This window comes from Streptomyces sp. NPDC017991, assembly GCF_044328075.1.
GTDB lineage: Bacteria > Actinomycetota > Actinomycetes > Streptomycetales > Streptomycetaceae > Streptomyces.
On record NZ_JBIRGP010000001.1, the window covers coordinates 92,190 to 104,938 of the forward strand.

The window sequence follows — 12,749 nt, forward strand, 5'->3', positions numbered from 1 at the left end:
GCTTACGCGACGGTGGGGAGACTCTCCCGGTCACGGGCTTCGGTCCCCGAGGCGTCGTCGCGGGGGCCCGAGCGGTGCCGGGCCAGAGCCAGCACGCAGACCGTGGTCAGCAACAGGAGCGTGATGTAGTAGCCGACCACCGGCCAGTGGCCGGCGCCCCGGGTGAGCAGCCACTGGGCGACGAAGGGGGTGGAGCCGCCGATGACGGTGCTGCACAGCTGGTAGGCCAGGGAGACGCCGGTGTAGCGGACCTTGACCGGGAACGCCTGGGACAGGAAGCCGGCCAGCAGCGCGTAGTAGCTGCATCCGGTGAGCACGCCCAGGGCCAGCCCCACCCCGATCAGCGTGCTGTTACGGGTGGCGATCAGGAGGAACATCGGCACCGCGACGACGATGTTGGCGATCAGGGCGCCCGCCATCACCCGCACCGTTCCCACGCGCTGGGCGAGCAGTGCCGCCAGGGGCTGCCACAGGAACTGCAGGATGGCGAGGACCAGAAGGATGTCGAGCATGGTCTGCCGGTGCACGCCCAGGTCGCTCGTGGCCCAGGACAGCACGAAGGTGTTGGTGAAGTAGGCGGACGAGATGCCCATGGCGCTGGCACCCACACCTAGCAGGACCAGCACACGGGAGGTGCGGAACAGCTCGACCACGGGAATCTTCGGGGCGGCGTCCTGCTGGTGCCTGGCCTTCTCGAAGTCGGTGGACTCGGTGACCTTCAGCCGGATCACCAGACCGATGATCACCAGCAGGGCGGAGAGCAGGAACGGGACGCGCCAGCCCCACGTCATGAACGCGTCGTCGGACAGGTTTCCGACGGCGATGAAGACGAGGGTGGCCAGGATGGACCCGGCCGGCGAACCCTGCTGGACCCACATGCCCGCGAGGCCGCGGCGCTTGTGCTCGGCGTTCTCGGTCGCCATGAGCACCGCGCCGCCCCATTCGCCCCCGACCGCGATGCCCTGCACGGCACGGAGCAGGACGAGCAGGACCGGCGCGGCGGCGCCGATGGTGGCGTAGGTGGGCAGCAGGCCGATGAGGGTGGTGGCGGAACCCATCAGGACCAGGGTGGTGACGAGGACGTTCTTGCGTCCCACGCGGTCACCGATGTGGCCGAAGATCAGTCCACCCAGCGGGCGGGCCAGGAACCCGACCCAGAAGGTGGCGAAGGCCGCGAGGGTGCCGGCGGTGGGGCTGGCGGTGGGGAAGAACAGCTTGCCGAACACCAGGGCGGTGGCGGTGCCGTAGATGTAGAAGTCGTACCACTCGACCGCGGTCCCGATGAAGGACGCGGTGGTGGCACGTCTGGCTTTGCGGCCAGCGGGGGATGTGACCTGGGGCATGGCTGACTCCGGGAGTAAGCGGCGGTGCCGGCGGGGATTCGACCTGTGCGCGGCGCGAGGCGGCGGAAGGTCCTGCGTTGACCGCGACGCTGCGGGTGCCCGTTCGAACGGTGTTGTCCGGTCGGCCATAGTTTCGTGGCCCACCAGCCATACGGTCCAGTACCTTCTGAGCTGCACGGTCATACCTCGAAGGCATGACCGTGTCCCGGCGGGGATACGGTGGCGGGCGCCGAGCGGTGAAGGCCCGGCAGCGACACGGGCGCGGCACGACGGAGGCATGATGGAACTGCGGGTCCTGCGGTATTTCCTGGCGGTGGTCGACACCGGCTCTATGACGGCCGCCGCCGCGCGCGTCCATGTCGCCCAGCCCTCCATCTCCCGGCAGTTGCGCTCCCTCGAACGCGAGCTGGGCGCGGAGCTGCTCCGGCGCACCAGCACGGGGGTCCAGCTCACGGCGGCCGGACGCCGCTTCGTACCCGTCGCCAGGGACCTCACCCTGCGCGCCGCCCAGGGCACGGAGCTGCTTCAGGCCGTCTCCGGGCAGAGCCCGCTTCAGTTCCGCGTGGCCTGCCCCAACTCCACCATCACGCACCTCATGGCCCCGTACGTCGCGGAGCTCGGCGGCCCCTTCACCGACGCCCGGGGCTGTGAGCCGGACCAGGTGTACGAGCGGTTGCGGGCCGGGGACGTCGACATCGGCATCTCCACCGGCCCGCCGCCCGGCGGCATGGCGGCGCGGCGTCTGGGCGGCCGTCGGATCAGCGCGCAGATGCCGGCCGCTCACCCCATCGCCCAGGAGGGCGGGGGCGACCTGGAGCTGGCGAGCCTGCTCGATCACCCGGTCATCGTCAGCAGCCGGGCCAGCGCCGTGCGGCGCGCCCTCGACACCGCCCTGTACGAGCAGAGCACGCCGCTCAGGCCCGCCTTCGAGCCGCAGTCCGAGGCCATGGCCCAGGCCCTGGCCGCCGCGGGCCACGGCGTCTGCGTCGTCGTCGACCACCCGCAGTTCGACCTGAGCGTGCGCCCGCTGACCGGCCAGGGCCGTCCGCTGGCCATCTCCCTGTACGCCGGCTGGGACCCCGACCATTACGCGCACGAGGAGATCGACGCGGCCGTACGTCAGCTGTCGAGCTGGCTCATGGCCAACGACGGCGGCAGAAAGCCCGGCAGCCGCCCTCGCGATGCTCCCCAAGCGCCTCGCCCCTGATGAGCTGACCGACCGCGGCGATCGCCCTTCGAGTCTCCGGCCGGGGGGCGTTGCCACCCGAGGATCGTTCGCCGAAGGGGGTCGGCTTCACCGCCGTGGCGGGCAGTTGTCCGACCCCTGCGTCGACCGCTGTGCGTCCAGACTGCTGCCCGGTGAGCACGCCGCCGCCATGCGGGCGTCGCCGGCCGCCGCCGAGCGGGCCGGCATCACGCAGGTAGAGCCGCTGCCGGTGGTACCCGGTGGCAGCGGCTTCCTGGGTGTGTGCGTGTCGGTGCGGGAACCGCAGCCGTTGCCGGCCGGCGCGAGACCGCCGGCCACGGACGTCACGGGCGCGCGCGGGAGGGGAAGTCCGGCTCGCGCCGTGCGGTGAACGCGCTCAGCCCCTCACGGGCGTCCGGTGAGGTGAACGCCTTCTGCCCGTAGAGGGCTTCGCTGTGGAAGGCCTGGTCCTGCGGCAGGTCGCCGAGACGGAGCACGGCCTCCTTGATGGTCCGCAGGGCGGTACCGCTGCGCGTGGCGAGCCGGTGGGCGCGGCGCAGCGCGGCTTCGAGGAGATCGGGGGCGGGGACGACCTCGTTGAGTACGCCGTAGCGCAGTGCCTGCTCAGCGGTGACGCGGTCGCCCTGGAGCATCAGTTCCATGGCCCACGCGTAGGGGATCTGGCGGGTGAGCCTGGTGAGCGTACCGCCGGCCGGTACGACGCCGACGCCGCTCTCGGGGAGGCCGAACTCCGCCGTGTCGGCCGCGATCCTGATGTCCGTGGACAGCATGATCTCGAATCCGCCGCCGAGGCAGAGGCCGTTCACCGCGGCGATCACCGGCTTGAACAGGGAGGTGTGCTTCTGGTGCGCGGCGTCCCAACGTGAGATGTCGAAGCGGCCTTCCGCCAGCGCCGGGATGGACTCGGTGAGGTCGGCGCCCACGCAGAACGCCCGGTCGCCGCTGCCGGTGAGGACCGCGACAGCGAACGCGTCGTTGTCGCGGACCTCGGCGAAGGCCGCGCCGAGGTCGTCGTACATCGTGAGGGTGAGCGCGTTGAGCTTTTCCGGGCGGTCGAAGCGCACGATCGCGATGTCGCCGTCCCTGTCGAGGGTGATGCCGCCCATCAGACGGCCCCTTCTCGCCGCAGCCGCGTGATCTCGTTCCCGTCGAGGTCGGCAAGTGCCCGCAGGATGGTGTCGGAGTGTTCGCCGACCTTCGGCGCCAGTCCGCGCGGCTGGGTGGGCGTGTCTCCGAGCTTGATCGGTGATCCGAACATCCGCAGCTCGCCGAAGTCGGGATAGTCGACGTCGACGACCATGTCGCGCGCGGCGATCTGCGGGTCCGCGACGACCTCGGCGATGTCCTTGATCGCGCTCAGCGGTACGGCGTCTCCGACGATCTCCTCAAGCTCGGTCTTCGTCCTGTCCTCGAACCACCGGTGCAGCAGCGGCCGGACCCGGCGTTCGTACACCTCGGGCGTGAACCGCTTGGCCATGGTGTCGATCTCGGGGTCGTCGGCGAGTTCGGGCTGCCCGAAGAGCTGACAGGACAGACGCCAGAACTTGTCGGTGTAGCCGCCGAAGAAGACGAATCCGTCCTTGCACGGGTAGAGCTCGTAGGGTTTGACGAACGGGTGCTCGTTGCCCAGGGGGCCGGGGACCTTGCCGTCGACCGTGTAGGACACGACGGCGTTCTCGGTCAGGCTGAGCACGGAGTCCTGCTGGGAGACGTCGACCATCTGTCCCTGGCCCGTCTTCTCCGCGTGGCGCAGGGCGGCCAGGGTGCCGATGACGGCGTACAGCGTCGCGGAGAGGTCTCCGATGATGGTGCCGACCCGCGCGGGCGGCCGGTCGGGGAAGCCGTTCATCGACCACAGGCCGCCGGTGGCCTGCGCGCTGTTGTCGTAGGCGGGCCGACGCCGGTACGGGCCGTTCTGCCCGTAGCCGGAGATCGCCGTGTAGACCAGGCGCGGGTTCTCCTGGCGCAGGACGTCGTAGCCGACGCCGAGCTTGTCCATCGTGCCGGGCCGGAAGTTCTCGACGAGGACGTCGGCGCGCCGCACCAGCTTCTTGAGCAGTTCCTTGCCGCCGTCGGTCGACAGGTCGATGGTGAGTCCGAACTTGTTGCGGTTGAACTGTGCGAAGAAACCGCTGAACTCGTCACCGGAGTCGGACTTGAGTTTGGGCGGGAAGTCGCGGGCGTAGTCCGGGTCCTTCGGGTTCTCGATCTTGATCACGGTCGCGCCGAGATCCGCCAGCAGCATCGAGCAGAACGGTCCCGCCACCACCCGCGTGATGTCGAGGACGACCACACCGCGCAGCGCGCCCTCGGACAGTCCTCCCGGCAGCATGCCCGCGAGGGGCCCGGTGTCGTTGAAGGTCATGTTGTTCCTTGCTGTTGGTTCTCGGTCAGCTCGCGCCGGTGTCCACCCGGACACGGGCATCGAGGAGGGTGCCGCACGAGGGACTGTAGAACTCGTCGATGACGATCTTCCAGCCTTCGGTGCGGGGGCGGACGCGCACTCCGTGCTCGGCGAGCCGGTCGGCGGCGACATGGGTGACCTTGTGTGCCAGGTCGTGCCAGTCGTCGCCGTCCCCCAGGCGGGCGCCGCTGGCCGGCACGTGCCAGCCGTCGGCGTCGCGCCGCGGTGCGGAGGCCCGGGCCGTGGAGTCCACCGGAACGGGCCGGTCCGGGCTGCCGCCGAGACGTTCGTGGCGCAGCGCGGCGCGCGCCTGCGCGGTGGCGGCCTCGTCGGCGATCCCGTCGGTGACGACCACTCCGTAGGTGTGTCGCGCGGTCTCCTCGGTCACGTATCCGTCGCGGACGTCGGCGGCGACGAGCCGCGGTTCCCGGAGCAGCGGGTCGCCGTAGCCGCCTCCGCCGGCGATCCACTGCACCAGCACGTCACCCTCGCGGATGCTGACGGACTGCTGGTTGATGGCGAGCAGTTCCCGCTCCGCGCTGTCCAGCGTGCCGGGGTCGGGTACGCGGCCTTCGGCGAGGAGGTCGGCGACGTTGCTGCGGTGCCAGACCTCGTGGCCGCTGCCCCCGCCGGGCAGTCCCCCGCCGAAGCCGTCGGCGACCACCTGGGCGTTCGGGGCGAACACGGTCTGGGTGACCTCCTGGGCACCGTGCAGTGTCCACGCGAAGCGCAGACCGAGGCCGCCGCGGTGGGCACCGTGCCCGGCGCTCTCGACGTTGAGCTGCTTCCACAGGTAGAGCACCGGGTAGAGCATCTCGTTCATCTCGACGTCCGGCAGCATGTTGTTGACCTGCGTCATCATCCCGGCGCAGTCGAGCCCGTCGCTCTCCGGCTGGGCGCCGGCGCCCATGCCGCCGCCGTCCATGTTGAACAGCACGAAGTACTCGCCGTCGTCGGTGGTGCCCGCGGAGATGCCACCCGTCCACGAGTCGCCCCACACACCCTGGGTGCGGTCGCGGATGACGTCGTCACCGCTGCCACGGCACGCCTCGTTCATGAGTTTCGTGATGACGCGGCTCACCCGGGCGCCGGTCGTCAGGTGTCCGTTGCTGATGGGTGCCGGAGGGCGCGGATTGACGATCGAACCGGGCTCGGCGACGATCTCGAACGCGGTCATGACCCCTTCGTTGAAGGGAACGTCCCACGCGAGGATCGGCACGATGGCGCTGGCGACACTGCCGACGAGCGCGCCGTAGCTGCAGTTGACGAAGCCGTCGGTCTGCTCGCTGGAGCCGGTGAAGTCGAAGGTGACCTGGTCGTCGCGCTTGGTCATCGTGCACGCGACGCGGTAGAGGTCGTCGACGTGTCCGTTGTGCTCGGTCCACTCCTCGGCGGTGTAGGTGCCGTCGGGGATCTCGCGGACGCGGTCGCGCACGACCTGCTCGGCCAGCTCGAAGGACAGCTTCGTGTAGTCCCGGAACCGGTCGAGCCCGAACTCCTCCGTCGTGGCCAGCAGCCGCCGGATGCCGGTGTTGTTGCTGGCGACCAGGCTGCGCACGTCGTTCCAGAACAGGGCCGGTACGCGGACGTTGTTGAGGAGGATGCGGCGTACCCACTCGACGGGTTCGCCACGCTCGAAGATCTTGACGCCCGGCGGCAGCCGCAGCGCCTCGGCGTAGCAGTCGTGGGCGCCGGGCGCGAAGCCACCGGGGGTCATGCCACCGACGTCGATGAGGTGCGCCTGCGACTGCGCCCAGCCGATCAGCTCGTCGCCGTGGAAGATCGGCGAGATGACGTTGGTGTCCGGCGGGTGGCTGGCGCCGGCGGTGTGCGGGTCGTTGCTGATGAACGCGTCACCGGGTGACAGCTGCTCACCCTCGATCGCCTTCACGAGGTTGCGCACCGCGACGCTGCCGGAGCCGATGTGGAACTGGACGTAGTCGGAGTAGGCGTAGATGCGGCCGGAGGGGTCGAACAGCGCGGTGTTGAAGTCGCCGGCCTCGGTGATGACCGGAGAGCCCGAGGAGCGGATCATCGCGATGCCCATCTCCTCCACGATGGAGTCCAGCCGCATGCGGATCACTTCGAGGGTGACGGGGTCGAAGCCTTCGGGCAGGTTGTGCGGGGTGCCACTCATGGTCGTCTCCTTCGACGGACGGGGCGGGAGTCAGCGGGCGGCGAGGCGCATCAGGAAATCGCCGCCGTCGGTCAGGGCGACGGTGGCACCGCTGGGCACGTACACCGTGGTGTCCGGCTCCTCCAGCAGGCAGGGTCCTTCGGCCCGGCCGAGGGCTCCGAAGCCGCGGTGCACGTCGATCTCCAGCCGCTTGCCGGTGAGGGGCTCCAGGACCTTGCGACGGCTTAGCTCGTGCCGCTCGTCGCTGCCCGCGACCCGTTCGACCTTCTGTACGTCGCTGCGCCCGATGGCCCGTACCCGCGAGTTGACCAGCAGGATGTCCGCCTCGGCCCAGGCGGTCCCGGCGCCGAACTCCTCCTCGTAGTCGGCGACGAACTGTGTCCGCAGCGCGGCCTTGTCCGCTTCGCCGAAGGTGCCCGCGGGCAGCCGGGTGGTGACTTCGAAGATCTGGCCCATGAACTTGACGTCGGCCTCGCGGAAGAGCTCACGCCGGTCCTCGGGGATACCCTCGGCCTCGAACCAGGCCTGTGCGCGCTCCTCCAGGGCGGTGAACTCCTTGTCCAGGTCGGCGGCGGGCCGGTCCATCGTCCAGGGGCTCGTCCGTACGGCGGAGAACACGGAGTCGGCGTGCATGAGGCCGTGCGCGGAGAACACGGCGGCGTTGCGCGGGACGACCACTTCGCGCACGCCCGCCTCGGCGGCGATGGCGGCGGCGAACAGACCGCACGCGCCGCCGAAGCCGACGAGGGTGAACTCGCGCGGATCGTGTCCCCGGTTCACGGTGATCTTGCGCAGTGCGTTGGACATCTGCGACGTCGCCAGCCGGTAGACGCCTTCGGCCGCGGCGTCCTCGGTGATGCCCAGCGGTTCGGCCACGTGCTCGCGCAGGGCGGCGCGTGCCTGACCCTCGTAGAGCGGGACGGTGCCGCCGAGGTAGTAGTCCGGGTTGATGAGCCCGAGCACCAGCGCCGCGTCGGTGACCGCCGGGCGGGCGCCGCCCTTGCCGTAGCACGCGGGGCCCGGTGTGGAGCCCGCGCTGTGCGGGCCGACACGCAGGAGATTGCGGCCGTCGACCCAGGCGAGGCTGCCGCCGCCGGCCCCGATGGTCTCGATGTCCACGGCGGTCAGGCTCGTGGGCAGACCGCCGATCTCGGCCCTGGGCAGCAGCCGGAACTCGTCGTCGATGATCGCCGCCGCGTCGAGGCTGGTGCCGCCCATGTCCGCGGTCAGCACACGACGGCGGCCGAGCTGCCGGCCCAGCAGCCGGGCCCCGGTGACACCGCCCACCGGCCCGGAGTTGAACATCTGGATCGGGGCCTTGCTGGTCTCCTCCACCGACAGGAATCCCCCGTGCACCTGCATGATCTGCACCCGCGCCCGCAGCCCTCGGCCGCGCAGTTCGTCGGCGAGATGCTGGAAGTGGGACGCCACGATCGGCTTGACCGCGGCGTCCAGCGCGGTGGTGACCATGCGCTCGTACTCGCGGTACACGGGAGTGAGGCGGCTGGAGAGCGTGTACGGGACGTCCGGGTGGTGTGCGTCCAGGTACTCCCCGATCGCCTTCTCGTGCGCCGGGTTGCGGAACGACCAGAGCAGGCAGACGGCGATCGCCTCCGCGCCGGCCGCCAGTACCGCGTCGACCGCGGTGGCGATCGCGTCGTCGGTGAGCGGCGCCAGCACCGTGCCGTGCGCGTCGACCCGCTCCGCGACCTCGATGATGCGACGGCGCTCCACGATGTCCGGCGGCGCCGCCATCTTGTGCGGGTCGCGCTCGTCGGTGCGGGCGGACCGGGCGATGCGCAGGGTGTCGCGGAAGCCCTGTGTCGTCAGCAGTCCCACGGGGGCGAACTTCTGTTCGTCCACCGCGTTGGTGACGATGGTGTTGCCGAGCACGAAGCGGTCCACGGCGGCGAAGAACTCGGCCTCCGTCATCGCCGCGCGTTCCTGGAGCACTGCCAGCGCGCCCAGGATTCCGGTGGTCACGTCCTTGGTCGAGAAGGCCTTGCCCCGTACGGCGACTCCGTCGACGACCGCCACGGCGTCGGTAAAGGTGCCACCGACGTCGATGCCCACATGAAGTGTCATGCTCGCTGTCTCCTTTGACTGCGTCGGTGCTGTGCGCGCCCGGCCCGCACGGGGCGGCTCGCGCAGGCTTCCCTGCCTCGGACCTGCCTCGGCGCTGCTGTGGACGCTACGTGCGCCGTAACCGCGCGGCTATGTATGTTCGGTCCACTGGGTTCGAGTCGCCGGTGGCTCATCGGCACAGAAGGCGAGGCCCGCACATGGCGGACACTTTTCCGGTCGACGTTGTCGTGAGCCTGCTGCAGGCCGCGTCCGCCGAGCAGGAGGCGGACGTGGACGAGCTGCTGGCGACGGTGTCCCTCTCCCGGCAGGACAGCGTGCGCATCGGGCAGGAGCTGCGACGGCTGCGCGCGACCTCCGACCGCTGGCGGCGCCGCGGTCAGGAGCTGGCGGCACTGTTCTCCTCCGCGCGTGAGCTCGCCCAGCTCCGCGACGTCGATGAGCTGCTGGGCCGGCTCGTGGAGCGGGCGCACGACCTGATGGGCACGGACGTCACCTACCTGTCCGAGTACCAGGAGGACAGCCGCGAGCTACTGGTGCGTACCACCCTCGGGACGGTCGCGCCGTCGTTCCCGGGTCTGCGGGTGCCGCCGGGGATGGGCCTGGCCAGCCGGGTGGTCGAGGGACGCCGGCCCTGCTGGACGTCCGCCTACGCCACGATGACCCAGGCACCCCACGACTCCGGCATCGATTCCGCCGTGACCGCGGAAGGCCTCGTGTCGATGCTCGGCGTCCCGCTGCTCGCGGGTGAGGAGGTGATCGGTGTGCTGTTCGCCGCCAACCGGGTCGAGCACGAGTTCACCCCGGAGGAGATCTCCCTGCTGTCGGCCTTCGCCGACCATGCCGCCGTCGTGCTGCAGACCGCGCGGCTGCTGGCCCGCACCCAGGACGCGGCCGACGAGACCCGCCACGCCTACGGCGAGCTCGCCCGTCATGTGGAGGCCATGGAGCGCGCCAGCGAGGTGCACAGCGAGCTCACCGGCCTGGTGCTCCAGGGCAGCGAGGCACCCGACGTCGCCACCGCGCTCGGCCGGGCCCTGCGGTGCCGGGTGACGCTCCTCGATGTCGGACGTCTCAAGGAGCCCGTGGCCACTGCGGTCGACGGCAGCCGCCGCAGCGGCCGGTGCACTCCGACGGGGAACGGTGGGTACGTGGTCGCTGTCCTGGCCGGCGCGACCCTGCTGGGCGCGCTGCTGCTGGAACCCGGCGAGGTCCCGTTCGGACCGGTCGAGCTGCGCACCGCGGAACGCGCCGCCCAGATCACCGCACTGCTCAATCTCAAGCAGGACGCCATGATCGAGGCCGAGCAGCGGGTGCGCAGCGATCTGCTGGCCGATCTGCTCTCCGACGACCCCGAACGCCACGCCGACCTCACCACCCGGGCCCGCGCGCGGGGCGTCCGGCTCGACGAACTGCGCTCCGTGGTCGTCGTCGCGCTGCCCGCCGAACTCCGCCACGAGGCCGTCCGCGGTCTGCGCCGCGAGAGCGCCCTGATCGGCGAGTACGCCGACCACGTGATCGCACTCACCACCGACTCCGACCCGGCCGCCGCGAGCGCCTTCGTCCATGCCACCGTCGGCCGCACCGTGCGGGCGCCCGTGCTCGCGGTCGGCGCGGGCTTCTCGGACCTGGACCACGATCTGCGCGCCCGGATCGACGCTGCGTCGGCCTGTGTGGGCGTCCTGCCGGCCCTCGGGCTGGACGATGCCGCCGTCACCGCCGACGCCTACCTCCCCTACACGGCGCTGTTCGGTCCCGGAGAGGCGCGTGTGGCGACGTACCTGCGGCATGTCATCGGCCCTCTCCTGGACTGGGACGCCGCCCACGCCGGCAAGCTCGTGCCCACCCTGGCCGCCTATCTCGGCAACCGGATGAGTCCGGTCGCCACCGCCCGCGCCCTCCACCTGCACAAGAACACGGTGCTGCAGCGGTTGGAACGTACGGCGGAACTCCTCGGCGGGGACTGGCAGGAGCCGGACCGACTCTTCAGGATCACGGTCGCGGTCCAGTTGGCCCACCTCACGAGGGGTGCTTGACCTCCGCTGGAAAGGTCGCAGCACCGGGGAGGCTCGACCACCAGGAGGTCCTGTTCACAGAGCAGGCCATGGAGCCGGGCAGGACTGATCGTCCAGTAGACCGCCGGAGCGCATGGGCCATTCGGCCATACCTGTGCTGGCGGAACGGAACTAGCGTCGCCTACCGCACCGAGCCTTTCGGTGACCACATCGCAGTGGAGGGGCCGCATGCCGCGCACCAGCCGTATCCAGGGTCTACGGGACCTGTCCGTCGACGCACGCCGGCAGATCGTGGCGGAGTCCGCCACCCTCGATCCGGCACACATCGCCGCCTTCGCCCCGCAGCACGGCCTCGGTATCGATTTGGCCGACCACATGATCGAGAACGTGGTGGGGGTCATGGAGCTGCCCGTGGGTGTGGCGACCAACTTCACCGTCAACGGCCGTGACGTGCTCGTGCCGATGGCCAGCGAGGAGGCCTCCGTGGTCGCCGCGGCCTCGAACTCGGCCAAGGTGGCCCGCACGCAGGGCGGCTTCTTCACCTCGTCCACCGAGCCGGTCATGCAGGCCCAGGTCCAGATCATCGGCGTCCGTGATCCCGAGGCGGGCCGGGTCCGACTGCTGGAGGCCCGCCAGGAACTCGTCGAACTGGCCAACGCGCAGGACCCGAAGCTGGTCGAGTTCGGCGGCGGCGTCCGTGACATCTCGGTGCGGGTGGTCCCTTCCCGCGCCGGCACCTATGTCGTCGCCCATCTGCACGTGGACGTCCGTGACGCGATGGGCGCCAACGCGGTGAACACCATGGCCGAGGCTGTCGCCGCCCGGGCCGGCCACATCGCGGGCGGCCGTACGCTGCTGCGGATCCTGACCAACAAGGCGGATCAGCGCCTATCCCGAGCACGGGCGGTCTTCGACGCCGAGGCGCTGGGAGGCGAATCCGTGGTCGACGACATCGTGCACGCCGCGGCGCTCGCGGAGGCCGATCCGTACCGTGCGGCCACCCACAACAAGGGCATCATGAACGGCATCTCCGCGGTCGTGCTCGCCACCGGCAACGACACCCGCGCGGTCGAAGCCGGCGCCCATTCCCACGCGATCTCTCCCACCGGGCGCTACACCTCGATGTCACGGTTCGAGAAGGACGCCGACGGAAACGTCGTCGGCACCCTGGAACTGCCCATGCCGGTCGGTCTGGTGGGCGGCGCGACGAAACTGCACCCGGTGGCGCAGGCCTCGATCGCCCTCCTCGGTGTCACCACCGCGACCGAGCTGGCAGAGATCATCGTCGCCGTCGGGCTGGCACAGAACTTCGGCGCGGTGCGTGCACTGGCCACCGAGGGCATCCAACGCGGACACATGTCCCTGCACGCCCGCAACGTCGCCCTCACCGCGGGCGCGAGCCCGGAGGAAGTACCTGCCCTCGTCGCCCGCCTCGTGGCGGACAAGCAGGTCCGCGCCGACCACGCCCAGCGCGTCCTCGCCGAACTGCGGGCCGGCCGCTGACACCGACGGTCGCCGGGTGCCCGGACGGGCGGCTCGGTCCAGGTTCGGCCAACCCCAG

The 12,749-nt window shown here is 70.7% G+C and carries 8 protein-coding genes; 3 read left to right on the forward strand and 5 right to left on the reverse strand.

Annotation, left to right across the window (positions count from 1 at the left end; genetic code table 11):
* Window positions 1-2: 2 nt before the first annotated feature.
* Window positions 3-1,343 (reverse strand): MFS transporter, encoded by a 1,341-nt coding sequence (locus tag ACH4DZ_RS00455; RefSeq protein ID WP_398284643.1) that lies wholly within the window; start codon window positions 1,341-1,343, stop codon window positions 3-5.
* Between the two features lie 277 nt (window positions 1,344-1,620).
* On the opposite strand from ACH4DZ_RS00455, the gene ACH4DZ_RS00460 reads away from it, so the two are divergent.
* Entirely contained in the window at window positions 1,621-2,550 is a 930-nt protein-coding gene (locus tag ACH4DZ_RS00460; RefSeq protein WP_398284644.1) for a LysR family transcriptional regulator, read from the forward strand.
* A 323-nt stretch (window positions 2,551-2,873) separates the two neighbouring features.
* Here ACH4DZ_RS00460 and ACH4DZ_RS00465 read toward each other — a convergent pair whose 3' ends face one another.
* The 4 genes from ACH4DZ_RS00465 to ACH4DZ_RS00480 are packed head-to-tail and all read right to left on the reverse strand — an operon-like array spanning window position 2,874 to window position 9,176.
* On the reverse strand, window positions 2,874-3,656 hold the full coding sequence (locus ACH4DZ_RS00465) for an enoyl-CoA hydratase/isomerase family protein (protein WP_398284645.1): 783 nt from the start codon (window positions 3,654-3,656) through the stop codon (window positions 2,874-2,876).
* Window positions 3,656-4,915 (reverse strand): CaiB/BaiF CoA transferase family protein, encoded by a 1,260-nt coding sequence (locus ACH4DZ_RS00470; RefSeq protein ID WP_398284646.1) that lies wholly within the window; start codon window positions 4,913-4,915, stop codon window positions 3,656-3,658. The genes ACH4DZ_RS00465 and ACH4DZ_RS00470 overlap by 1 nt, the downstream gene beginning before the upstream one ends.
* Window positions 4,916-4,940: 25 nt before the next feature.
* Window positions 4,941-7,091: a hydantoinase B/oxoprolinase family protein gene (locus ACH4DZ_RS00475; protein WP_398284647.1), complete on the reverse strand. Its 2,151-nt coding sequence runs from the start codon at window positions 7,089-7,091 to the stop codon at window positions 4,941-4,943.
* A 30-nt stretch (window positions 7,092-7,121) separates the two neighbouring features.
* Window positions 7,122-9,176 carry a hydantoinase/oxoprolinase family protein gene (locus ACH4DZ_RS00480; protein WP_398284648.1) on the reverse strand — a complete coding sequence of 685 codons (2,055 nt, stop codon included), beginning with the start codon at window positions 9,174-9,176 and terminating at the stop codon, window positions 7,122-7,124.
* A 197-nt stretch (window positions 9,177-9,373) separates the two neighbouring features.
* Here ACH4DZ_RS00480 and ACH4DZ_RS00485 point away from each other — a divergent pair, with 197 nt between their 5' ends.
* The gene (locus ACH4DZ_RS00485; RefSeq protein WP_398284649.1) at window positions 9,374-11,209 is read left to right on the forward strand and encodes a helix-turn-helix domain-containing protein; all 1,836 of its coding nucleotides are present in this window, start codon (window positions 9,374-9,376) and stop codon (window positions 11,207-11,209) included.
* A 207-nt stretch (window positions 11,210-11,416) separates the two neighbouring features.
* Window positions 11,417-12,691, forward strand: coding sequence for a hydroxymethylglutaryl-CoA reductase, degradative (locus ACH4DZ_RS00490; protein WP_398284650.1), 1,275 nt, complete (start codon window positions 11,417-11,419; stop codon window positions 12,689-12,691).
* Window positions 12,692-12,749: the final 58 nt, after the last annotated feature.

Bases quoted from the DNA above. Each gene is read 5' to 3' on its own strand.
- ACH4DZ_RS00465 (WP_398284645.1), bottom strand. From the start codon at position 3,656: ATGGGCGGCATCACCCTCGACAGGGACGGCGACATCGCGATCGTGCGC.
- ACH4DZ_RS00470 (WP_398284646.1), bottom strand. From the start codon at position 4,915: ATGACCTTCAACGACACCGGGCCCCTCGCGGGCATGCTGCCGGGAGGA.
- ACH4DZ_RS00475 (WP_398284647.1), bottom strand. From the start codon at position 7,091: ATGAGTGGCACCCCGCACAACCTGCCCGAAGGCTTCGACCCCGTCACC.
- ACH4DZ_RS00485 (WP_398284649.1), top strand. From the start codon at position 9,374: ATGGCGGACACTTTTCCGGTCGACGTTGTCGTGAGCCTGCTGCAGGCC.
- ACH4DZ_RS00490 (WP_398284650.1), top strand. From the start codon at position 11,417: ATGCCGCGCACCAGCCGTATCCAGGGTCTACGGGACCTGTCCGTCGAC.
- ACH4DZ_RS00460 (WP_398284644.1), top strand. From the start codon at position 1,621: ATGATGGAACTGCGGGTCCTGCGGTATTTCCTGGCGGTGGTCGACACC.
- ACH4DZ_RS00455 (WP_398284643.1), bottom strand. From the start codon at position 1,343: ATGCCCCAGGTCACATCCCCCGCTGGCCGCAAAGCCAGACGTGCCACC.
- ACH4DZ_RS00480 (WP_398284648.1), bottom strand. From the start codon at position 9,176: ATGACACTTCATGTGGGCATCGACGTCGGTGGCACCTTTACCGACGCC.